18 protein-coding genes and 3 tRNA genes are annotated in these 19994 nt (G+C 65.9%); 7 read left to right on the plus strand and 14 right to left on the minus strand.

Annotated features, from left to right (window positions below):
- The first annotated feature begins 279 nt into the window (after positions 1-279).
- Entirely contained in the window at positions 280-2028 is a 1749-nt protein-coding gene (gene recJ / locus M2331_RS07870; protein WP_181559768.1) for a single-stranded-DNA-specific exonuclease RecJ, read from the plus strand.
- A 77-nt stretch (positions 2029-2105) separates the two neighbouring features.
- Positions 2106-2180, plus strand: a tRNA-Glu gene (locus M2331_RS07875).
- Positions 2181-2399: 219 nt separating this feature from the next.
- On the opposite strand, the gene M2331_RS07880 is transcribed toward M2331_RS07875, so the two are convergent.
- The 10 genes from M2331_RS07880 to M2331_RS07925 form a co-directional block, all read right to left on the minus strand.
- Positions 2400-2486: transfer RNA gene (locus M2331_RS07880), tRNA-Leu, on the minus strand.
- A gap of 93 nt (positions 2487-2579) precedes the next feature.
- A complete protein-coding gene (locus M2331_RS07885) occupies positions 2580-2756 on the minus strand; it encodes a hypothetical protein (RefSeq protein WP_181559769.1) in 177 nt (58 codons plus the stop codon).
- A 40-nt stretch (positions 2757-2796) separates the two neighbouring features.
- Positions 2797-3570, minus strand: a complete 774-nt coding sequence (locus M2331_RS07890) for an MBL fold metallo-hydrolase (RefSeq protein WP_181559770.1) — start codon at positions 3568-3570, stop codon at positions 2797-2799.
- A gap of 4 nt (positions 3571-3574) precedes the next feature.
- Positions 3575-4357 carry a TatD family hydrolase gene (locus M2331_RS07895; RefSeq protein WP_181559771.1) on the minus strand — a complete coding sequence of 261 codons (783 nt, stop codon included), beginning with the start codon at positions 4355-4357 and terminating at the stop codon, positions 3575-3577.
- On the minus strand, positions 4357-5922 hold the full coding sequence (gene metG / locus M2331_RS07900; protein WP_181559772.1) for a methionine--tRNA ligase: 1566 nt from the start codon (positions 5920-5922) through the stop codon (positions 4357-4359). The genes M2331_RS07895 and metG overlap by 1 nt, the downstream gene beginning before the upstream one ends.
- A gap of 125 nt (positions 5923-6047) precedes the next feature.
- On the minus strand, positions 6048-7370 hold the full coding sequence (locus M2331_RS07905) for an Nramp family divalent metal transporter (RefSeq protein WP_181559773.1): 1323 nt from the start codon (positions 7368-7370) through the stop codon (positions 6048-6050).
- 201 nt (positions 7371-7571) lie between these two features.
- Positions 7572-8552 (minus strand): DNA polymerase III subunit delta', encoded by a 981-nt coding sequence (locus tag M2331_RS07910; protein ID WP_181559774.1) that lies wholly within the window; start codon positions 8550-8552, stop codon positions 7572-7574.
- On the minus strand, positions 8549-9178 hold the full coding sequence (gene tmk / locus M2331_RS07915) for a dTMP kinase (RefSeq protein ID WP_181559775.1): 630 nt from the start codon (positions 9176-9178) through the stop codon (positions 8549-8551). The genes M2331_RS07910 and tmk overlap by 4 nt, the downstream gene beginning before the upstream one ends.
- 8 nt (positions 9179-9186) lie before the next feature.
- Positions 9187-10347 (minus strand): D-alanyl-D-alanine carboxypeptidase family protein, encoded by a 1161-nt coding sequence (locus tag M2331_RS07920; RefSeq protein WP_181559776.1) that lies wholly within the window; start codon positions 10345-10347, stop codon positions 9187-9189.
- A gap of 97 nt (positions 10348-10444) precedes the next feature.
- The gene (locus M2331_RS07925) at positions 10445-11527 is read right to left on the minus strand and encodes a lytic transglycosylase domain-containing protein (protein ID WP_181559777.1); all 1083 of its coding nucleotides are present in this window, start codon (positions 11525-11527) and stop codon (positions 10445-10447) included.
- Positions 11528-11675: 148 nt separating this feature from the next.
- On the opposite strand from M2331_RS07925, the gene M2331_RS07930 reads away from it, so the two are divergent.
- Both M2331_RS07930 and M2331_RS07935 read left to right on the plus strand, forming a co-directional pair.
- Positions 11676-11765, plus strand: a tRNA-Ser gene (locus M2331_RS07930).
- 177 nt (positions 11766-11942) lie between these two features.
- Positions 11943-12131 carry a hypothetical protein gene (locus M2331_RS07935; protein WP_181559778.1) on the plus strand — a complete coding sequence of 63 codons (189 nt, stop codon included), beginning with the start codon at positions 11943-11945 and terminating at the stop codon, positions 12129-12131.
- Between the two features lie 109 nt (positions 12132-12240).
- On the opposite strand, the gene M2331_RS07940 is transcribed toward M2331_RS07935, so the two are convergent.
- From M2331_RS07940 to M2331_RS07950, 3 genes are read right to left on the minus strand one after another with little or no spacing between them, the layout of a single operon-like run.
- Complete coding sequence (locus M2331_RS07940) at positions 12241-13620, minus strand: sensor histidine kinase (protein WP_181559779.1); 1380 nt, start codon at positions 13618-13620, stop codon at positions 12241-12243.
- Complete coding sequence (locus M2331_RS07945) at positions 13617-14297, minus strand: winged helix-turn-helix domain-containing protein (protein ID WP_181559780.1); 681 nt, start codon at positions 14295-14297, stop codon at positions 13617-13619. The genes M2331_RS07940 and M2331_RS07945 overlap by 4 nt, the downstream gene beginning before the upstream one ends.
- 19 nt (positions 14298-14316) lie before the next feature.
- Complete coding sequence (locus tag M2331_RS07950; RefSeq protein ID WP_181559781.1) at positions 14317-14676, minus strand: hypothetical protein; 360 nt, start codon at positions 14674-14676, stop codon at positions 14317-14319.
- A gap of 156 nt (positions 14677-14832) precedes the next feature.
- On the opposite strand from M2331_RS07950, the gene M2331_RS07955 reads away from it, so the two are divergent.
- Genes M2331_RS07955 through mprF form a run of 3 tightly spaced genes read left to right on the plus strand, consistent with a single transcriptional unit; the run spans position 14833 to position 18529 of the window.
- Positions 14833-15552 carry a virulence factor gene (locus M2331_RS07955; RefSeq protein WP_264592329.1) on the plus strand — a complete coding sequence of 240 codons (720 nt, stop codon included), beginning with the start codon at positions 14833-14835 and terminating at the stop codon, positions 15550-15552.
- A complete protein-coding gene (locus M2331_RS07960; protein WP_181559783.1) occupies positions 15545-15955 on the plus strand; it encodes a DUF2147 domain-containing protein in 411 nt (136 codons plus the stop codon). The genes M2331_RS07955 and M2331_RS07960 overlap by 8 nt, the downstream gene beginning before the upstream one ends.
- 24 nt (positions 15956-15979) lie before the next feature.
- A complete protein-coding gene (mprF, locus tag M2331_RS07965) occupies positions 15980-18529 on the plus strand; it encodes a bifunctional lysylphosphatidylglycerol flippase/synthetase MprF (protein WP_181559784.1) in 2550 nt (849 codons plus the stop codon).
- A 15-nt stretch (positions 18530-18544) separates the two neighbouring features.
- Here the strand turns inward: mprF and M2331_RS07970 are convergent, their stop codons facing one another.
- A complete protein-coding gene (locus tag M2331_RS07970; RefSeq protein WP_181559785.1) occupies positions 18545-19927 on the minus strand; it encodes a virulence factor family protein in 1383 nt (460 codons plus the stop codon).
- Between the last annotated feature and the right edge of the window lie 67 nt (positions 19928-19994).

Genomic DNA, 19994 nt, shown 5'->3' on the forward strand with positions numbered 1-19994 from the left:
TCGGCCGGGTCTTGCAAAGAGCGGCGAGCGGATAAACGCAGTTTCGCCCGAAAGACGCCATGCGCAAAATGATGACATCTCGGACGATATCTCCGTTCGTCCTGAGTAGCTGCTGAGCCTGTCGAAGCAGCGTATCGAAGGATTGACGATACTTCGATACGGCTCCTCGTTACGTGCCTGCGGCGCACCTCAGACCCTACCCAGCACGCGGCGAAGACTAACCCGCCCCTATCACGACGCTCCTATCCTTTCCCCCATAAGCTCGGCTAAGGTGGCGCCATGCGCTTTGCTCTGGATATCGATCGCTCGCTCACCGGCCGTGCCTGGCGTTGGCGCGGGCCTGAGCCATGCGGCAGCGGCGGCAATCTCGTGGACGATCTGCTGCGCGCGCGGGGTTGCCCGCATGACAGCCTGGAGCGCGAGCGGGCGCCGACCATCCGCAGCTTCCTGCCCGATCCGTCCATCTTCCAGGATATGGACCGCGCCGCCGAGCGGCTCGCCGCAGCCGTTATCGATCGGGAATCGGTGACTATCTTTGGCGACTACGACGTGGACGGCGCGACGAGCGCAGCGCTGCTCGTCCGGCTGCTGCGCGAGCTCGGGCTCGATGCCGGCGTTTACATCCCCGACCGACTGATGGAGGGCTATGGCCCATCCGGTGAGGCGCTGGTAGCGCTGGCACGCAGCGGTGCCAGCCTCGTCGTCACGGTCGATTGCGGCGCCCAGGCCTTTGCCGCGCTGGAGGCCGCACGCGCCGTGGGGCTGGATGTCATCGTCGTCGATCACCACAAATGCGCCGCCTCGCTCCCCCCTGCCCTTGCGCTGGTCAACCCCAATCGGCTCGATGAGGCCGACGAGGCCGCCGGCCACGGCCATCTCGCCGCGGTCGGCGTTGCCTTCCTGCTCGGCGCCGCGCTGGTGCGCACCTTGCGCGCACGAGGGTGGTTCGCCGCCCGCCCGGAACCGCGTTTGCTGGATCTGCTCGATCTGGTCGCGCTGGGCACCGTCGCAGATGTGGCGCCCATTCGGGGCCTCAACCGCGCCTTTGTCGCCCAGGGGCTCAAGACGATGGCGCGGCGCGGCAATATCGGCCTCAACGCCCTGCTTTCTGCGAGCCGGCTGGAGCGTGCACCGCAATGCTCGGACCTCGGCTTTGCCTTGGGACCCCGCATCAATGCCGGCGGACGCGTGGGCCGCTCGGATCTGGGCGTGCGCCTGCTCACCACCGCCGACCCCGACGAAGCCGCCATGCTCGCCGCGGAGCTCGATCAGCTCAATCAGGAGCGGCGCGCGATCGAAGCAACCGTGCAGGAGGAAGCCGAAGCCCTTCTCGCAGAGCTGGGGGAGCGCTCCGTCGCCGTGATCGCCGGCGATCTGTGGCATCCGGGCGTAATCGGCATTGTGGCCGGGCGCCTGAAGGAAAAGATCACCCGCCCGGCCATCGTCATCGCCATTGACGAGGACGGCATCGGCAAGGGCTCGGGACGCTCCATTACCGGTGTCGATCTGGGCGCGGCCATTCTGGCCGCCAAGGACCATGGCCTGCTCGTCGCCGGTGGTGGGCATGCCATGGCGGCCGGGCTCACCGTTCGCCGCGAGCATGTGACCGCATTGGCGGAGTTTCTGGAGGAGCGGCTGCGCGAGGATGTCGCCCGCGCCGCCACCGCCCGCGCCCTCCTCATCGACCTGCTGGTGGCGCCGGCAGGACTGACACCGGAGCTGATCCAGTCGATGGAGCAGGCCGGCCCCTTCGGCAATGGCTGGCCCGCGCCCCGTGTCGCGCTGGGGCCGGTGCGCGTCGTGCGCGCCGATATCGTCGGGACGAGCCATGTCCGCGCCATCGTGGCGGGCGAGGATGGCCGCTCGCTCAAGGCCATGGCGTTCCGTCAGGCAGAGACCGAACTCGGGCAGATGCTGCTCTCCTCCCGCGCCGGCACGCGATTCTGGCTCGCCGGCCGCGCAAAGATCGACGACTGGGGCTCCCGCCCCGCCGCGGAGCTGCATATCGAGGATCTTGCCATCGCCTGAGCAAATGGCCTTGACCGCGCCAGACCATCCCCGTAAAGGCGCCCTCTCACGGCAGCGATACACATCGCTCGCTCAGTGGCCCCTTCGTCTAGCGGTCAGGACGCGGCCCTCTCACGGCTGAAACACGGGTTCGATTCCCGTAGGGGTCACCAGCCTTCCCGGCTGGCAGGCTTGGAAAAGCCCTTCATCTCAACATAGATTTTCGGTGTGCGATCATCCCTTCGATGATCGGATGTGCGCATGTATGGCTCGCGATCGCGAAATTTCGCGCGACGCCAGAGGGCAGGCTACAAGGGAAAAAACACGGCCGCCAAACCCCTTCCCTAGTGTGGGAAGAGCGAAATCATCGCTATTTGGGGGTGTCAGAAAAATGGTGCCCAGAAGAGGACTCGAACCTCCACGACCTTGCGATCGCCAGCACCTGAAGCTGGTGCGTCTACCAATTCCGCCATCTGGGCACGGGGTAGGACCGGCGCTTTAGGGGGGCTGTTCGGGGGTGTCAACAGCCTCAAACAGATAAGATGGGATTGATGCAAAATATTGTGTTGGGGTCAGCCAGTGAGGCCGCGGAAGGCCAGAACGACGATCCAGACAGCGGCGAAAATCGCGATCCAGACGAGGATCATCTTCACCAGATGGTGGAGCGGAAGGCGGCGCAGGGCCAGGCTGCTGCCGACGAGGACGAAGGCCAGGACGAACCAGAGGCTGTGCGCAATCATATCGGCCATGGCCAACTCTCCTGCTGGAACGTGCACCCGCGAAGGGCGATCAGATCAGGGCGGTCAGACCATCGTAGCCGGGCTCGACGCCTTCGGGAAGCATGGTGCGCAGAGGTACATAGTCCATGCTGTTATCCATGTGGGTGAGGATGGCACGGCCGGGACGTATCCGCGCGATCGCCTCCAGCGTCAGCGCCAGATGGGCGTGGGTCGGGTGCGGCCGCTCGCGCAGCGCATCGATGACGAGACAATCCACGCCCGCATAGAGCGAGACCATCGCATCGGTCATCTCGTGAAAATCCGTGGCGTAGGCCAGCGACCGGCCGCCGCACGAGAATCGGAAGCCGCTTGAGGAGATGAAGCCATGGGGCTGATCGACATGGGTGACCGCGATGTCACCCACCGTCACCCCCTGGTCGGGCAAATCATGGCCCGCGATGGTCGCGCGATAGCCCTCTCGCCCGTCGAACGCATAATCGAAACGGCTGCGCAACGCCGCCATGGTCGCCTTGTGACCATAGCCGGGCACAGGGGTGCCGCGATGATGCATGATCTGGCGCAGATCATCGATGCCGTGGCAGTGATCGGCATGGTCGTGGGTCCAGAAGACGGCATCCAGATGCACGACATCGGCCGACAGCATCTGCGCGCGGAAATCCGGGGAGGTATCGACCAGCAACCGCGTGGTCGCGCTCTCGACAAGGATCGAGACGCGGGTGCGACGATTGCGCGGCTCGGCGGGATCGCACTGCCCCCAATCATTGCCGATGCGCGGAACGCCCGAGGAGGTGCCGCTCCCCAACATGACCAGCTTGAGCGTCATGGCGTCACGCGACCGGCGCGGCGCGGGAGAAAAGGGTGAAGAAGTTGCGCGTCGTTGCCTGCGTCAGCGCCTCCAGAGGCTCGCCACGGAGATCGGCCAGGAAGCGCGCGGTATCGGCGACGAACGCTGGCTCGCAGGGCCGTCCGCGGTGCGGCACCGGCGCGAGGAAGGGCGAATCCGTCTCCACGAGCAAGCGGTCGGCCGGGATGCGCGCCGCCGTCTGCTGCAACGCCTTGGCGTTCTTGAAGGTCACAATACCGGAAATGCTGATGAAAAGGCCGAGGTCCAGCGCGATATCGGCAAAGGCATCGCTGGCGGTGAAGCAGTGGATCACCCCGGTGAACGCGCCCTGCCCCATTTCGTCCCGCAGAATAGCGGCGGTGTCCGCCTCGGCATCGCGGGTGTGGATGATGATCGGCAGACCGGTCTCGCGCGCGGCGGCGATATGGGCGCGAAAGCTCGTCTGCTGCTGGGCGCGATCGCTATGGTCGTAATAATAATCCAGCCCGGTTTCGCCAATGCCGATGACGCGGGGATTGGCCGCAGCGGCCACCAGCTTGGCGGTATCGACATGGGCATGGCTATCCGCCTCATGCGGATGAATGCCGACGCTCGCCCAGACGTCCGCCTCGCGCTCGGCCAGTCCGATAATCGCGGCCCACTCGCGCTCACGGGTGGAGATGTTGAGCATCGTGCCCACCCCCGCCGCACGGGCACGGGCGAGGACGGCGGGCTGATCCTCCACCAGCCCCTCATAATTGAGGTGACAATGGCTATCGACGAGCATCAGGCCTCCGCGGCGGGGAGTTCAAGGCGGGGGAAGAGCGGCTGCTGCGCGCCGACGACATGGCCGCTCGCGCGCAGCGGCGTGTACCAGTCCGTGCCGATGGCGCTGAAGGTGCGCGCATCCTGGGGCAGCCCCAAGCGGTCGAGCAGTTCTTCTGCGCTGCAGGGGATGACCGGCAGTGCGGAGACGGCCAGCATCGCAATGCTGACATAGAGCGTCGCCAGCACGGCCTCCATGCGGGCGGGATCGGTCTTGCGGAGCGCCCAGGGCGCCTGCGCATCGACATAGGCATTGCAGGCATAGGCCGCGCGAAGCCAGGCCTGGATCGCCTCGTGCGGGGCGAAGTGCTCGAAAGCACCCGGAACATCCTGCGTGGCGATCTGCCGCACCTGCGCCAGCAAGGCCTCATCATCGGCATTGGGCGCAGGGGCGGGCACACAGCCTTCCAGGTTCTTGGCAATGAAACTCAGCACACGCTGGGCAAGATTACCGAAGGCGTTGCCAAGCTCAGTATTCGATTTATGAACAATAGCTTCCGCACTATAGCTGCCATCATTGCCGAAGCCGACCTCGGCCAGCAGGAAGTAGCGCAGCGGATCGACGCCGAAGGCCTCGGCCAGCTCGACCGGATCGGCAACATTACCCAGCGACTTGGACATTTTCTCGCCGCGATTGAGCAGGAAGCCGTGGCCGAACACCGTTTTCGGCAAAGGCAATTTCGCGCTCATCAGGAAGGCCGGCCAGTAGACCGTGTGGAAGCGTACGATATCCTTGCCGATGATGTGGACGATATCGCCCCCTTCCGCCCAGTAGCGCGCCATGCGTTCTGGATCAGAGGGATAGCCGCAACCCGTGAGATAGTTGGTGAGCGCATCGACCCACACATACATGACGTGATCCGGCGAGCCGGGGACCTTCACGCCCCAATCGAAGCTGGTGCGAGAGACGGACAAATCGCGCAGCCCGCCCTCCACGAAACGGAGAATTTCGTTGCGGCGGCTCTCGGGCTGAATGAAGTCCGGCTGATCGAGATACAGCGCGAGCAGGCGGTCCTGATAGGCCGAGAGGCGGAAGAACCAGCTTTCCTCCACGGTCCACTCCACCGGCGTGCCCTGCGGAGAGAGCTTTTCCCCGCCATCGCTGACACTTAGCTCGCTTTCATCATAATAGGCCTCATCGCGGACCGAGTACCAACCTTCATAGCGATCGAGATACAGGTCGCCATTGTCGACCATCGCCTGCCAAATGGCCTGGCTTGCGACATGATGGGCAGGCTCACTAGTGCGAATGAAGCGATCATAGCTGATGTTCAGAAGATCATCCATCTCCCTGAAATAGCCTGACATCTCATCGGCCAGGACGACGGGCTCAACGCCGCGCGCACGGGCGGCCTGCGCCATTTTGAGGCCATGCTCGTCGGTGCCTGTCTGGAAGAACACGTCCCGCCCCATCATCCGGGCCGCGCGGGCGAAGGCGTCCGTCGCGATTGCTTCATAGGCATGGCCGATATGCGGGCGGCCATTGGGGTAACTGATCGCCGTGGTAATGGTGAAGGGTTTGGGCATGATGTCCTGCTGGATAAGGGCCGTCTGAGGCGCGGCCTTCGCTTGCGGCTTCTCTAGCGGGGTACAGTTAGGATGCCTAGACTCCTCTCCACCCCGCAGCACAGCGCCGCACGGAAAGCCGCAACCTATAGCAGCGAGCGGATCTGATCCACGCACAGCACCGCAAATAGCAGCGAAGCCAGCCCCAGCATCAGGTTCGACCACCAGCCCGAGCGCCATTGCGCTGGCACGGCTTTCGAATTCAGCAGCCACATGAGCGTGACAGCGAGGAAGGGCATGAAGAAGGCACCGAACGCGCCGTAAGCGATGATGAGCGCAAAAGGCTGGCCCAGAAACAGCAGGAGCATGGGTGGGAAGGTGAGCCAGAGGACGTAGAAGCGGAAAGCCGGCGTCCGGTCCAGCGTCGCCGCGATGGCCGGATCATGCACGGCAGTCTCCCCCGCCCGCTCCGCCCGGATACTGCGGACGAAATCCGCAAACAGCAGCGACACGCCTTGCCAGACGCCGAGCACGGACGAAAAGGTCGTCGCCGCGAACCCGATGAGGAACAAGGTCGCCACGGTGCGCCCGAAGCGCGCTTCCAGCACCGCGCCCAGGTCGAGCAGGCCCCGGTCGCCACCGGAAAGCGCGATCTGCGCGGTGTAGAGCAGTTCGGCACCGACGATGAGCATCGCGATGACGAACACCCCCGTCGCGATATAGGCCACGCGATTGTCGAACCGCATCATCGGGATCCAGGCTGGGGAGCGCCATCCCTTGGCATTGACCCAATAGCCATAGGCCGCGAGCGTAATCGTGCCGCCGACGCCGCCGATGAGGCCCAGCGTGTAGATGGCCGAGCCCTCCGGCAGCGTGGGCGCGAGGCCGATCAGTGCTGCGTCGAGATCGGGCATGACGAGGATCGCAAGCCCGACAACGACGACGAACATGACGCCGATCAGCAGCTTCATCACGGCCTCGAACACCGCATAGCGATTGAACAGGACGAACAGCGCGCCGGCGAGGCCCGACGCCATGCCCCACGCCCAGAATGGCAATAGGCCCGGGAACATCGCGGCGAGCGGCAGCGCGGTCGCGCTCATCGCCGTGCCGCCATACACGAAGCCCCAGATCAGGATGTAGATGCCGAAATACCAGCTCGTCCAATGGCCGAGCGAGCGCCAGCCCTGCAGCATCGTCGAACCGGTGGCGAGATGATAGCGCCCGGTCGCCTCGGCCAGCGCGATCTTGATGATGCAGCCGATGACGGCGGCCCACAGCAAGGCATAGCCAAAGCGCGCGCCGGCAACGAGCGTGGCGACAAGATCGCCCGCGCCGACGCCGGTCGCGGCCACGACGATGCCGGGGCCAAGGCGTTTCCAGCGGTCCAGTCCGACGGGCGGGGTCTCGTCTATCGGTGTGGAAGGCAGGTCGGGCGCATCTCGGGTTTGCCTGTGCTCGCTCGCCATCCTGTCAGTCCCCCACGCTCACTGTCCCGCGAGGGGTATAGCGCGATTTTGGCGGGGTGGTGATTTTCCTGTACGGGGGCCGATGATGTAGGGCTGGATGTGCTCCTGCGAAGGCAGGAGTCTGAGGCGGTTAGGTCCGTCGGTTGGGCCCTGGGCTCCTGCCTTCGCAGGAGCACCCTATTCAGAAAGGCCAGCGAGCACCTATCGCCCGACTCGCGCCACGGTCTCGCACAGGGTGTAGACCAGCGCGCCGGGCTCGAGCTGCAGCGGGGTGACAGCGCCGGCGCCGAGGCGCTGCGCTTCCTCATAGGCGGCGATGCCCGGCCCGAGACTGGGTGCGGGCGCACCCCGCAGACGGCGGGCAATGTAGCGCGGCACAAGATCGACAAAGGCTTCGAGGCGGGGGCGTGCCGCGACACCCGAGAGCGCGCTCATCAGGCCGGCGCGGGCGCCCTCCCCGCCGCGTCCACCCTGCGCGATCGCATCCAGCGCGCGTTCCAGCCCGGGCAGATCCAGATCGCGATTGGCGATCGCCTGCCCCGGCGATCCCTCGGCACTGGCCGCCAGCGCAGCGCGCTCAGGCTCTGGCACCTCCGGCAGCGCGGTCGCCAGCGCCTGCGCCATGCTCGCATCATCCAGCGGTGCGAAGCGCAGCACCCGGCAGCGCGAGCGAATAGTAGGCAGCAGGCGACCGGGCCGATGCGCCACGAGCAGGAAGATCGCGCCCGTCGGCGGCTCTTCCAGGCTCTTGAGCAAGGCATTGGCCGCGCCAGCCTCCAGATCGTCCGCGCTGTCGATCAGCACGACCCGGCGGCTGCCCATGGAAGGCGCGCTGTGCAGCAGGCGTGAGAGGCTGCGCACCTGATCGACGGTGATGTTGCGGGCGAGTGCCGCGCTGTCAGTCTTGCTGTCACGCTCAAGTCGTTCGAGCCGCATGAAATCGGGATGGGCGCCGCCGTCGAACAGGCGCATGGCCGGGTCTGTGGGGTCCGGTGCAAGCCGATCCGACGGAACGGGACGTCCCGCCCCGCTGACCAGCAGCCGCCGGGCGAAATCATAGGCGATCCCGGCCTTGCCCAGCCCTCGCGGCCCGGCGAAGATCCAGCCATGATGAAGGCGCGTCGTCGCGCTGGCCTCAATCAGCGTCGCGATCTGCTCGTCATGGCCGAGCCAGCGCGTCATGGCAGCCAGTCGGCGAGCGCAGCCAGCAGCCGATCGCGCACCGTCTCCATCGATCCGCTGGCATCAATGTCCCGGAAACGCGCCGGTTCAGCGGCTGCGAACCGGCGGAAGGACTCGGCCACATCGCGATGAAAACCAGCATCGCGCCCGCCGATCCGATCCACCGCCCCGGCATCCCGCGCGCCGGCCCGCTCGCTGCTCTCATCGAGCGGCAGGGCGAGGAGCAGGGTGCGATCCGGCAACAGCCCGCCCGAGCCGATGCGGTGGAGGGTCAGAATGTCGTCGTCGCTCAGCACGCCGCCCACGCCCTGATAGGCACGGCTGCTGTCCAGAAACCGGTCGCAGATCACCCATTTGCCGGCCTCCACGGCCGGCAGAATGGTGCGCTCGGCATGATCGGCCCGTGCCGCGGCGAAGAGCAGCGCTTCAGCGCGCACACTCCAGCGATCCGCCGCACCGGAGAGCAGGAGGCCGCGAATGGCCTCGGCGCCTTCGCTGCCACCGGGCTCGCGGGTCAGCACTGTCTCGATGCCGCGCGCCTCGAGCGCGTCCGCAAGCAGACGGGCCTGCGTGGACTTGCCGACGCCCTCCCCGCCTTCCAGCGTGATGAAGCGGCCGCGCGTCATGTCGGTACTCAGCTAAAGAAGGAGAGGAAGCCGTTCCACAGGCGCGCGAAGAAGCCGCCTTCTGCGACAGCTTCCTTGGCTACAAGCGGCAAGGTCTGCGTAGTCCCGTCACCGGCATCCACCACGAGCTGCGCGATCTCCTGCCCCTGCGCGATCGGCGCCTTGATCGGGCCGCGATAGACGACACGCGCCTTGATCTCGCCATTCGCCGCCGCAATTGGCACGGTCGCGACGAGATCGCGCGGAGTCACCAGATCGACCGAGCGTGCCCAGCCGCCCTGGACCTGCGCCTGCCCCAGGGTAACGCCCTTCTTGGCCAGCGGTTTGGACCGCCAGGCCTTGAAGCCCCAATCCATGAAGCGCACCGATTCCTCGACACGGCCATTGAAGCTGGTGAGGCCCGCGACGACCATCACGAGACGGCGGCCATTCTGCTGGGCCGAGCCGGTGAAGCCGTAGCCTGCCTCCTCGGTATGGCCGGTCTTTAGGCCATCCGCGCCATCCACACGCCCGAGAATCGGGTTGCGATTCGCCTGGCTGATCTCCGATCCGCCCATGGTCTGGCCCCAGGTGAAGGACTTGACCGTGTAGAATTGCTTGTAGAGGTCCGGCGTCTCTTCCAGCGTGTTGCGGGCCAGCGTCGCGAGATCGCGGGCGGTGGTGTAGGTGCGGCCTTCGTCGGGCCAACCGGTGGTGTTCGCAAAATGGCTGTTGGTCATGCCCAGCCGCTTGGCTTCGGCATTCATGAGATCGGTGAAGGCCTCTTCCGAGCCGGCAATGCCCTCGGCCAGCACCACGCAGGCATCATTGCCCGAGAGCGTGACGATGCCGTGCAGCAGGTTCTCGACCGAGACTTCCTCATTGACGGAGAGGAACATGGTCGAGCCCTGGCTGTGCCACTTGCGCCAGGTTTCCGGACGGACGGTGAACTTCTGGTCGAGCCGCAGCTTGCCCTGCTTGATGAGATTGAACGCCACATGCGCGGTCATCATCTTGGCCATGGAGGCCGGCGGCATCCGCCGGTCCGCATCCTTGTCGAACAGCACCCGGCCGGACGACAGATCGACCATATAGGCGACGGAGGCCTCGGAGGTGTAGCTTGGCGTGTTCGCCTGCGCGGCGGACAGGAAGAGCGGCAGAACGAGGGCAATCGGCAGAAGTGCGCGCATGAGAAAATCCGGTCGTTGACAGGTCATCGCGCGCCCTGCGGGCATCGCGGCTTCGCTCCGTCCTTAGCCATCCGCCATGGCTCTGCCTAGCCCCGGATCAGGGCCGGACCGCATCAGCCAGTAGGCCGACGGACAGCGCGTAGAAGTTCGAGCAGTTATAGTCGAGGATCACGCGGTAATTGCCGGTGAGCAGATAGGCCGTCTTGCCCGGGCCATCCGGCTCGATCAGCGTCGCCTGAATGCTGCCATCCGGCCAGGAGCCGCCCTCCGGCATGATTCCGAGCGCCTGCCACTCGCGCATTGAAAGCCAGCGACTGTGGCGACCGAACACGCGCGGGCAGCGAGTGGGATTGAGCGTGCTGGTGATCCGGCCTCGATCGAACCCGGTCGGCAAGCGCACCGCGACGCCCCAGGGCTCGCCTTTGCGCCAGCCGGCGCGCTGGAAATAATTGGCGATGGAGGCCAGCGCATCGGGCTCGCTCGACCAGATATTGGGCGTCCCGTCACCATCGGCATCCACCGCATCGCGCAGATAGACGCTGGGCAGGAACTGCGGATAGCCGAACGCGCCAGCATAGCTGCCGACCAGCCGCTCACGCGGCACGCCGCGCTGCATCATCGCCATCACGGCCAGCAGCTCCGGCTCGAACAGCGCACGCCGGCGCCCTTCATAAGCCAGCGTCGCCAGCGAGCGGAGCAGGTCGAAATCGCCGCTGATCGTGCCGTAATTGGTCTCATGGCCGTAAATCGCGACCATGATCTCCTCCGGTACGCCCGTATCGCGCTCGATCGCCACCAGCAGCGCGCGATTGGCATTATAGACCGCGCGGCCGCGGGCAATCTTCCGCGCATCGATATGGCGCTGGCGATACGGCTCGAAATCGGGAATCGGGGCATTGTCGGCTGTCGGCAAATTGCCGCGATCCAGCGCCGCGACGCGCGGATTGAAGCTCAGCCCGGCAATTGCACGGTCGAATGTCGCATCGCTCACGCCCTGCGCCCGCGCCTTACCCCGCAGGCTCTCCAGATAGCCGGTGAACCCGGCCGCCGTCTGCGCATCCACCGGATCATTCGACGATGGCAGCGCCTGCGCATTTGCAGGAACCTGCTCCGCGAGGGAAAGACCAAGAGCGAGACCGCATAGCGGCAGGAGCCGACGGCGAAGCGAGTGCGTTGTCATCGGTGCATATTGGCAGAGTTAACGCAGGACGCGCAAGGCAAGCCTCCGCAATTGGACGCATCGCCCCTGCGACGAACCGCCCGCGCAACAATCCCTCGCTCGCGCGGGCTTCCTTTGCCGAACAGTTTCGATTAGGGCGCGGAGCAACGGACAGGTGGCCGAGTGGTTTAAGGCAGCGGTCTTGAAAACCGCCGTGGGTGGAAGCTCACCGTGGGTTCGAATCCCACCCTGTCCGCCAAATCTTCTCACGCGGGCTTTCTCTTCCGGTCGCTAGTCTTTCGCGGCAATGGATCGTGCGCCACCCCGATTCCCCACATGTCCAAAAGTTCATGCAGGCGCCATGCTCCGGTTCGGTGCGCGGGGCCATAAGGGGCTTGCGATCCACGAAGGGTCGCTTGTTGAAGGAGATACTCTCATGAACCGTCGCCTGATCATTGCCGGCCTGGCATCCCTCGCAGCCATCGCCCCGCCGGTTGTCGCGTCGGCCAAGACGGCACCGGCGAAGGAGAGCCATCACAAGGTGGCCAAGCCCGCCAAGCCCGCCAAGAGCACGACGACTGCATCGCTCGCTGCCCCGGCCAAGAGCACGACCGACAAGAAGTGACCCCCGTCACCGGAGCCATGCCGTCCCTCCCCTTGCCCGCATGGCTCCGGTCGACCGCTTCATCGAACAGGCATGATCCTGTCGGCAGCGGAAGCAGACCGAAGGCCGCTCAGCCTCCCACGCCGATGAGAATTTCAACCGCGAACAGACCATGGCGGCGGGTGAAACGGACCTGACCGCCATGCATGCGCGCCACGGCCGCGACGAGCGATAATCCAAGCCCTGCGCCCGCCTGCCCGCGCGCGGCATCCAGCCGACCAAAGCGCCGCAGGGCCTCTGCTTCCCGATCCGGCCCGATGCCCGACCCTTCATCGGCAAGGCCGATGATCACGTCTGCGCCCTCGCGATCCAGATACAGCGTCATCGCACCCGCGCCATATTTGAGCGCATTGTCGAGGAGGTTGGCGAGCGCCTGACCCAGCAATTCGCGATGAACGCTGACCTCGACCGGCCGCTCGATTGCGATGGAAAGGCTGCGGCCTTGCTCCTCAACCAGCGGCGCGTACAAGTCTTCCAGATCGGCGAGCATCTCGCCCAGCAGTGTGGGCCGGAAGCGCTCGCGCCCGATGCCCGCTTCCGCGCGGCTGATCTCCAGCGCGGTGGTGAGCATGGCAAGCAACTGGTCTGCCTCGCGGCTGATGCCCTCGATGGCCGTGCGCATCGCGGCCGGATCGTCCGTATCCAGCGCCCGGTCGATTCGTGCGCGCAGGCGGGTCAATGGCGAACGCAGATCGTGCGCCATGCTATCGGTGACCGTGCGCAGTTCGCCGATCAGGCTGCCGATCCTGTCCAGCATCCCATTGATCGCCTCCCCCAACCGGTCGAAGCTGTCCCCGGAACCGTGCAGCGGCACGCGCTGCTCGATATCACCCGCGCCGACGCCCTCTGCCGTCGCGGCGATGTGCCCGATCCGCCGATCGATGATCTGCACCACGAACCAGGCGCCGGCGAGGGCGAGCGGCAAGGCGAGTGCCAGCGCGGTCAGCAGGGCCTCGTGGACGGTCTGGCGGATTTGATCGCTGGCCTCGGCGCGGCGGCCGACGAGCAAGCGGCGCCCATCGCCCAGCCGCGCGGCGGTGATGCCGAAGGGGGCCGGCTCTGCATCTCCCAGCCGATAAAGCTCGGCGCGCGTCCAGCCCGCCTCGGCCGTGACATTGGGCGGCCAGTCCGAGAGGTTTCCCGCCACTTTGCGCCCGTTGCGATCCACGAGCAGAATGAGGGCATCGTCATCTTCCGCCGTTCGCTCGGCGATCGCCCGGTTCAGCGCCTGCGCACCTTCGTCCCGGCCGATCATCAGCAGGCTGTCGCGATCCTCAACGGCGATGCTGCGGTCGGCCGCCGCGAGGTCGGCGCGCACGAACTGCGTGACCGAGGCCAGCAATGCCGCGCCGAAGACCAGCTCCAGCAGCAATATCCAGCCCATGAAGCGGACATGCGACGAGCGCAGCCAGCGCAGGCCCGCTCCGGATGCGACACCCGGTCGACTCATTCGCCCAGCCGGTAGCCCGCGCCGCGCACGGTGTGGATCAGCGGGACGTCGCCCTCGGTATCGATCTTCCGTCGCAAGCGGCTGACATGCACGTCGATGACGTTGGTGCCGGGGTCGAAATGATAATCCCACACGCCTTCGAGCAGCATCGTGCGGGTGACGACCTGCCCTGCGTAGCGCATCAGATATTCGAGCAGCCGGAATTCGCGCGGCTGAAGCTCGATGCGTCGGCCGCCGCGCTGAACGGTGCGCTTGAGCAGGTCCATGTGGAGATCGCTGCAGGCAAGCGTGGTCTCCACCGATGTACCATGGCCGCGCTTGCGCATCAGCAGTTCCAGCCGGGCGAGCAGTTCGGCAAAGGCGAAGGGTTTGACGAGATAATCGTCGGCTCCGGCCGTCAGCCCCGTCACGCGGTCATCGACGGAGCCGAGCGCGGTAAGCAGGATCACCGGTGTTTCAATGCCGGCAGCACGCAGCGCACCCAGCACGGCCATGCCATCCATGCCCGGCAGCATCCGGTCGAGAATGATCGCGTCATAGCCGCCATCGGTCGCCATGAAGAGGCCGTCGCGCCCATCCGCGCTATGATCGCCGACATGGCCATGTTCGCCCAGCCCCTTCAAGATGAACTCGGCCGTCGCACGATCATCTTCGACCAAGAGTATTTTTCTGCCCATTCCACCGTCCCTGCCGCCATTATTTGCCGCATCGTCGAGCGCGGGCCTCATATCGCACGGCGCCGTGCGCCAGCGATAGCGGAATGTCGCAATGGTCGGGATCGTCGATCATATGCCGCGCCACGCCGAGCCTTCGCACCGCATGCCCATCCACAGCGCGCAATTGATCGCCCACCGCGATCGGCCCGCCCCCTGCCTGCCCGTCCCGCAGGCTGGTCACAACGATCCGGCCAGCCTTGTCCTCGCCCAGCGTGAACCCGGCATGCGCAGCATGGCGAGGCGCGGCCGCGGACGGGGGCACGAGATGAGAGGACAGCAAGGGTGGCGCTCCCGCCAGCGGAACGAGAAAGAAGTAGAGGAGGCGGTTCGAGAGGCCCATGACATCCCGCCTAGACCATCGGGAATGGCGGGCGGCTGACCGCCACATGACATGAAGTTCATGAAGCGGCCACCGCGTTGACCGGCTGTCGCTGCCAGAGGATAACACTCAGACGATCATGGACATGAGAGCAGCATGACGAGGCGCGGAGGACGGATGCGGAAGACGGCAATCACGCTCGCGGCCCTCACGGCTCTAGTGCTCATGGCGTTCGGCTGGCTGGGCTATCTGGGCAGCGACCCGTTTACGGTCTTGCGGCCCGCCGGCTACCAGCCCCGCGCCGGTGCGCCCGTGGCGGTCATCTTTTCCGGCGACATGGGCTTTCGCGTCGGCATGGGCCCCAAGATCGCGCAGCGCCTTGAGGCGGTTGGCATCCCGGTGGTGGGCGTCAACAGCCTCACTTATTATCGCCAGACCCGCACCCCATCCGAGGCTGCTGCGCTCATCATCCAGGCGCTGGCGCAGGCGCGCGCCGTGAACCCGCAGGGGCGCGTGGTGCTGATCGGCCAGTCCTTTGGCGCGGATATGCTCCATGTCGGCCTCGCCAACCTGCCGGAGGCGCAGCGCCGCGATATCGCGCTGGCCGCGCTCTTCGTGCCCGGCGCGACGGTCGAGTATCGTGCATCGCCGAGCGAGGTGCTGAGCTTCTGGGAGACCGAGCATGATGCCCTGCCTACCGCGCGCACGCTCAGCTGGCTGCCCCTGCTCTGCGTCTACGGCAAGGAAGAACCGCAAAGCCTCTGCCCCCAACTCCACCTGCCTAATTTGCGCAGTCATGGCCTGCCTGGTGGGCATCAACTGAACTGGGATGTCACGGCGGTCACGGGACTATTGTTCGACGCGATGACCTCGGCCGGGATCAATCCTCATGGGTAAGCTGCTCGCGATAGCCGTTGCCGCCATGATCGTCGCCTTCACGCCGGCTCATGCCGAGAACGCCATTGCCGGGCATTGGATCAATCCGCGCGGCACGGTGGTCGTCACCACGGGCGATTGCGACGGCGGCCTGTGCGGCTGGGTGAGCTGGGCGAACGCGACCGCCCTTGCCGATGCCGCAGACGCTGGGGTCTCCAGGCTGATCGGGACCAAACTCCTGCAGGATTATCATGCCAAGTCACCGGGGCATTGGGCGGGCCGCGTTTATGTGCCGGACCTTGGCCGCACCTTCTCGTCCACCATCGAGCAGCTCGACCGGGATCGGGTGAAGATTTCCGGTTGCCTGATCGGCGGCTGGCTGTGCAAAAGCCAGATCTGGGTCCGCCAGGTTCAGGCCGATTAGCGCCCGATGGCCTCCGGGGGGCAGATGAAGACCATGACTCAGCGCCATCGCACGATCCTGACCATCGGCGTTGCCTTGCTGTTGGCCGTGCTCGGCTTCGTGGCGCTCAGCCACTTGCTGCGCGAGGTCCATCTGCGCGACGTGCGGGCGGCATTCCACGCCTTGCCTCCCCTCGCCTTTCTGGCTGCCGCGCTCCTCACCGCGTGCAGCTATGCCGCGCTGACGCTGTATGATGTGATGGCTCTGCGCACCATTGGGCGCCCGCTGCCTTACCGCACCGCCGCGATCGCCTCGTTCACCAGCTACACGCTGAGCCACAATCTTGGCCTCTCGCTGCTGACCGGCGGGTCGGCGCGATATCGGGTGTACAGCGCCGCTGGGCTCGGCGCCGGGGATATTGCCCGCGTGATCCTGATCGCCAGCCTCACCTTCTGGAGCGGCGTGTTCGTGCTCTCTGGTGCCATGCTCGCCTGGCGGCCCGAAGCGCTGGCTTATGACGGGATGGTCGCCCCGCCCGCTTTGCTGCGTGCGATCGGGTTCGTTCTGCTGCTCGCCACCGCTGCAGTCCTTATCTGGTCCGGGGGACGCGGACGGACGCTTCATGTCCGTCGCTGGTCTCTCCCCTTGCCGCCGGCCAAGCAGATCATCGCGCTCATCGGGATCAGCGCGCTCGATCTTGCAGCGGCCAGCGCGGCCTTGTTCGTGCTCATTCCTGGCATCGAGATCAGCGCCTGGCCGGCCTTCTTCATCGGCTATACCCTGGCAATCGTCGCCGTACTCATCACCCATGTTCCGGGCGGCATCGGCGTGTTCGAGGCGATCATGCTGATTGCCCTGCCGAATGTGGACCGACCGGAGCTGGTCGCCGCCCTGCTGGCCTATCGCCTCATCTACTATGTCGCCCCGCTGATTGTGGCGGCCATTCTGATCGTAGCGCAGGAGAGCGCGCGCTGGCATAAGCCGATCGGGCGAACGCTGCGCGGCGCTCAGGTCGTCGCCTCCGGCATGGCGCCACTGATGATCTCCGCTCTGGTCTTTTTCGGTGGCACGGTGCTGCTGATCTCCGGATCGCTGCCGACCATCCCCTGGCGCGCCAACACCGTGTCCGACATTGTGCCGCTGCCGTTCGTGGAGCTGTCCCACATGGCCGGGAGCCTGATCGGTGCGGCTCTATTGGTGCTTTCCGCCGGCCTTTACCGTCGCCTCGACGGGGCCTTCTGGCTCACGCGGCTCCTGCTGCTCGCCGGCGCGGTCTTCTCGATCGTTAAGGGACTGGATTATGAGGAAGCGGGCGTCATGCTGCTGATCGCGGCCGCGCTGCAATGGTCCAAGCCCGCTTTCTACCGGCGCACACGCCTGCTGGCGGAGGCCTTCTCGCCCGGCTGGCTGGCGACGATTGCGGTGGTGGTCGGCCTGTCGATCTGGATCGGGCTGTTCGCCTACCGCCATGTGGATTATCAGAACGATCTGTGGTGGCGCTTTGCCGAGCGGGCCGATGCCGCGCGGTTCCTGCGCGCCAGCCTTGCTGTCGCGGTGCTGCTCGTGGGCGTCGGCCTGGCCCGCCTGTTCGAGCCGGCCCGGGCCGAACGCGCCGTAGAAGCTGGGGTAGATGAGCCGTCCCCCGCCGCTCTCGCGCTGGCGGATCGGACCGACGCAAATCTTGCCTTCACCGGAGACAAGCGCTTCCTCCACTCGCAAAGCGGCCGCGCTTTTTTGATGTATCAGATCAAGGGAGCGAGCTGGATCGTGATGGGCGATCCTGTTGGCGCCGAGGACGAATGGTCCGATTTGCTCTGGGACCTGCGCGAAAAGGCGGACGCGGCGCAGGGACGCCTGCTGCTCTACCAGATCAGCCCGGTCGCCCTGCCGATGGCCATTGAGCTGGGCCTGCGCATCACCAAATACGGCGAGGAAGCCCATGTGGACCTCGCGACATTCTCGCTCGATGGCCCCAGCGCCAAGTCGCTGCGCCATGCAGAGCGCCGGGCGACGCGCGAGGGCGCGACGTTCGAAGTCATCCCTGCCACCGACGTGCCCGCCCATATGGGCGAACTCGAGCGCGTCTCCGATTTCTGGCTCAAGGCCAAGGGCCAGCGCGAGAAGGGCTTTAGTGTCGGTCGTTTCGATCGTGCCTATCTCGGAAGGTTTGATTGCGCCGTGGTGCGAAGTCAGGGGCAGATCGTCGCCTTCGCCAATATCTGGCCGACACAGACCCGCTCGGAACTTTCCATCGACCTCATGCGCCATGACGACGCCGCACCTTATGGCACCATGGACTTTCTGTTCATCCGCCTGATGCAATGGGGGCAGCAGCAGGGCTATCGCTGGTTCAACATCGGCATGGCGCCGCTCTCCGGGCTGGAAGCGCGCCGCCTCGCGCCTTTGTGGTCAAAGCTTGGGGCGTTTCTCTATCAGCATGGCAATGCCTTTTACGGCTTTGAGGGGCTGCGCGCCTATAAGGAGAAATTCTCGCCCGAATGGGAGCCGCGCTACATCGCAGGGCCTCAGGGCATCTCGCTCGCCCGCGCACTGATCGACCTGCAGAGCCTCATCGGCGGCAGCCCCCAGACCTGATCCATCGTCAGCGCTTCAGGGGCGCTTGCGAGCGAGGATGATCTGCGCCAGCAACGCCGCATTGCTATCGAAATGATGACCGCCCGGAACGACATATTGCTGGGCGAGCCCCTGCGGGATCTTGCCGCAGGCGCTCTCGTCTTCATCCTGCCCGCGCACGCACTGGACCGCCAGGCCGCGCAGCCGCGTAATCGCCGGAATTGTCGGCAGCCCGCCGCTATCGCCCACATCCAGCCAGCTGCTGAGGTGAAACTGGAAATCCGCCGTGCTGCTCAAGCCCAGCAGGGACACGCGCTCGATCTTGCTGCGGATGGCCGGCGGCAGAGCATCGACCATGAATGGGAGGGCATCCGCGCCGAAGCTGTAACCGATGAGCAGAACCCGCGCACGCCCCCAACGTTCGCTAAACGTCTCGATGAGCGCCGCGAGATCGCGCCCGGCCCCGGCGGGTGTGCGCGCGGTCCAGAAATATTCGAGGCTGTCCACGCCGACCACCGGTATCCCTGCCGCGGCGAGTTGGCTCGCCACGTCGCGGTCGATGCTCGCCCAGCCGCCGTCGCCCGAATAGATGATCGCCATCAGATCGCGTTGCGTCGGCGTCGTTGCCGCCTGCACCAATGTGAGCGGCATGGTGAGGTGCGGGAGCGCGCCGGCGGGAGGGCGCGGCTGGTCGCGCGGCAGCAGTGCCATCGTCGCATCAGCGATGGCTTGCGGCCATGCCTGCGCGGCTGAGGGCAGCGTTCTCTGGTTCGCGCCCGGCACCGCGCGCACGAAGGATTGCGTCCGGCTAACTTGCGCCGCCGTGCCCATGACGAGCCAGGGCACGCCAATCTGCCTGTTCGGTTTCAACGACCAGCGGCCGGTCTGCCCGACTCGGACAAAGGACGCGCCGCCGGTCGCGCACCATGGGCTGGCGCTGGTCACCTGCGGCGTGAAGCCGATCGAGATCACCCCACGGTAGGGCGCGTTGGGCCATTGAGAGAGCGCGGCATAAGCAAGGGCGGCCCCCGCACCCTGGCCGATCAGCACGGGCTTGAGATAGGCCTCAATTCCCGCACGATGCTGGAGATCCTTGGAGAGATCGTTGATCGGCGCATTCAGGTTGAGGCAGCGTTGATGCCAAGCCTGAACGGTCTTGAGCAATGTAGCGGCCGAAACCGTCGCAACGAGGAGCCCGCGCTGGCTCAAACCGCGCGCGATGGGCGCGGCAGTCGGCGAATCCGAAAGGAAGATCACGACACCCTGCGGCGGACCGGCCGGCCGGTCGACATGCACGGCGCCAAAGGGCGCCAGCCGATAGGATGCGCTCGGCGCGGCGACGGATGTCCGCCCCTGCGCAGTCGCGCTGACCGCACCCAGCAATCCCAACGCCAGAAAGCTGAGCAGTTTCTTGCGCATGTTTCTACCTCGCCTTCGATCCGACCGTCGGCGACCGCGTCGCCCGATGCCTGCAGCGGGCCGGGAT

The sequence above is a fragment of the Sphingobium sp. B10D7B genome, assembly GCF_025961955.1.
GTDB lineage: Bacteria > Pseudomonadota > Alphaproteobacteria > Sphingomonadales > Sphingomonadaceae > Sphingobium.

What these genes read in the sequence shown, in the direction of transcription:
- recJ (WP_181559768.1), top strand. Translation starts at nt 280, where the DNA reads ATGCGCTTTGCTCTGGATATCGATCGCTCGCTCACCGGCCGTGCCTGG.
- M2331_RS07885 (WP_181559769.1), bottom strand. Translation starts at nt 2,756, where the DNA reads ATGGCCGATATGATTGCGCACAGCCTCTGGTTCGTCCTGGCCTTCGTC.
- M2331_RS07890 (WP_181559770.1), bottom strand. Translation starts at nt 3,570, where the DNA reads ATGACGCTCAAGCTGGTCATGTTGGGGAGCGGCACCTCCTCGGGCGTT.
- M2331_RS07895 (WP_181559771.1), bottom strand. Translation starts at nt 4,357, where the DNA reads ATGCTCGTCGATAGCCATTGTCACCTCAATTATGAGGGGCTGGTGGAG.
- metG (WP_181559772.1), bottom strand. Translation starts at nt 5,922, where the DNA reads ATGCCCAAACCCTTCACCATTACCACGGCGATCAGTTACCCCAATGGC.
- M2331_RS07905 (WP_181559773.1), bottom strand. Translation starts at nt 7,370, where the DNA reads ATGGCGAGCGAGCACAGGCAAACCCGAGATGCGCCCGACCTGCCTTCC.
- M2331_RS07910 (WP_181559774.1), bottom strand. Translation starts at nt 8,552, where the DNA reads ATGACGCGCTGGCTCGGCCATGACGAGCAGATCGCGACGCTGATTGAG.
- tmk (WP_181559775.1), bottom strand. Translation starts at nt 9,178, where the DNA reads ATGACGCGCGGCCGCTTCATCACGCTGGAAGGCGGGGAGGGCGTCGGC.
- M2331_RS07920 (WP_181559776.1), bottom strand. Translation starts at nt 10,347, where the DNA reads ATGCGCGCACTTCTGCCGATTGCCCTCGTTCTGCCGCTCTTCCTGTCC.
- M2331_RS07925 (WP_181559777.1), bottom strand. Translation starts at nt 11,527, where the DNA reads ATGACAACGCACTCGCTTCGCCGTCGGCTCCTGCCGCTATGCGGTCTC.
- M2331_RS07935 (WP_181559778.1), top strand. Translation starts at nt 11,943, where the DNA reads ATGAACCGTCGCCTGATCATTGCCGGCCTGGCATCCCTCGCAGCCATC.
- M2331_RS07940 (WP_181559779.1), bottom strand. Translation starts at nt 13,620, where the DNA reads ATGAGTCGACCGGGTGTCGCATCCGGAGCGGGCCTGCGCTGGCTGCGC.
- M2331_RS07945 (WP_181559780.1), bottom strand. Translation starts at nt 14,297, where the DNA reads ATGGGCAGAAAAATACTCTTGGTCGAAGATGATCGTGCGACGGCCGAG.
- M2331_RS07950 (WP_181559781.1), bottom strand. Translation starts at nt 14,676, where the DNA reads ATGGGCCTCTCGAACCGCCTCCTCTACTTCTTTCTCGTTCCGCTGGCG.
- M2331_RS07955 (WP_264592329.1), top strand. Translation starts at nt 14,833, where the DNA reads ATGCGGAAGACGGCAATCACGCTCGCGGCCCTCACGGCTCTAGTGCTC.
- M2331_RS07960 (WP_181559783.1), top strand. Translation starts at nt 15,545, where the DNA reads ATGGGTAAGCTGCTCGCGATAGCCGTTGCCGCCATGATCGTCGCCTTC.
- mprF (WP_181559784.1), top strand. Translation starts at nt 15,980, where the DNA reads ATGAAGACCATGACTCAGCGCCATCGCACGATCCTGACCATCGGCGTT.
- M2331_RS07970 (WP_181559785.1), bottom strand. Translation starts at nt 19,927, where the DNA reads ATGCGCAAGAAACTGCTCAGCTTTCTGGCGTTGGGATTGCTGGGTGCG.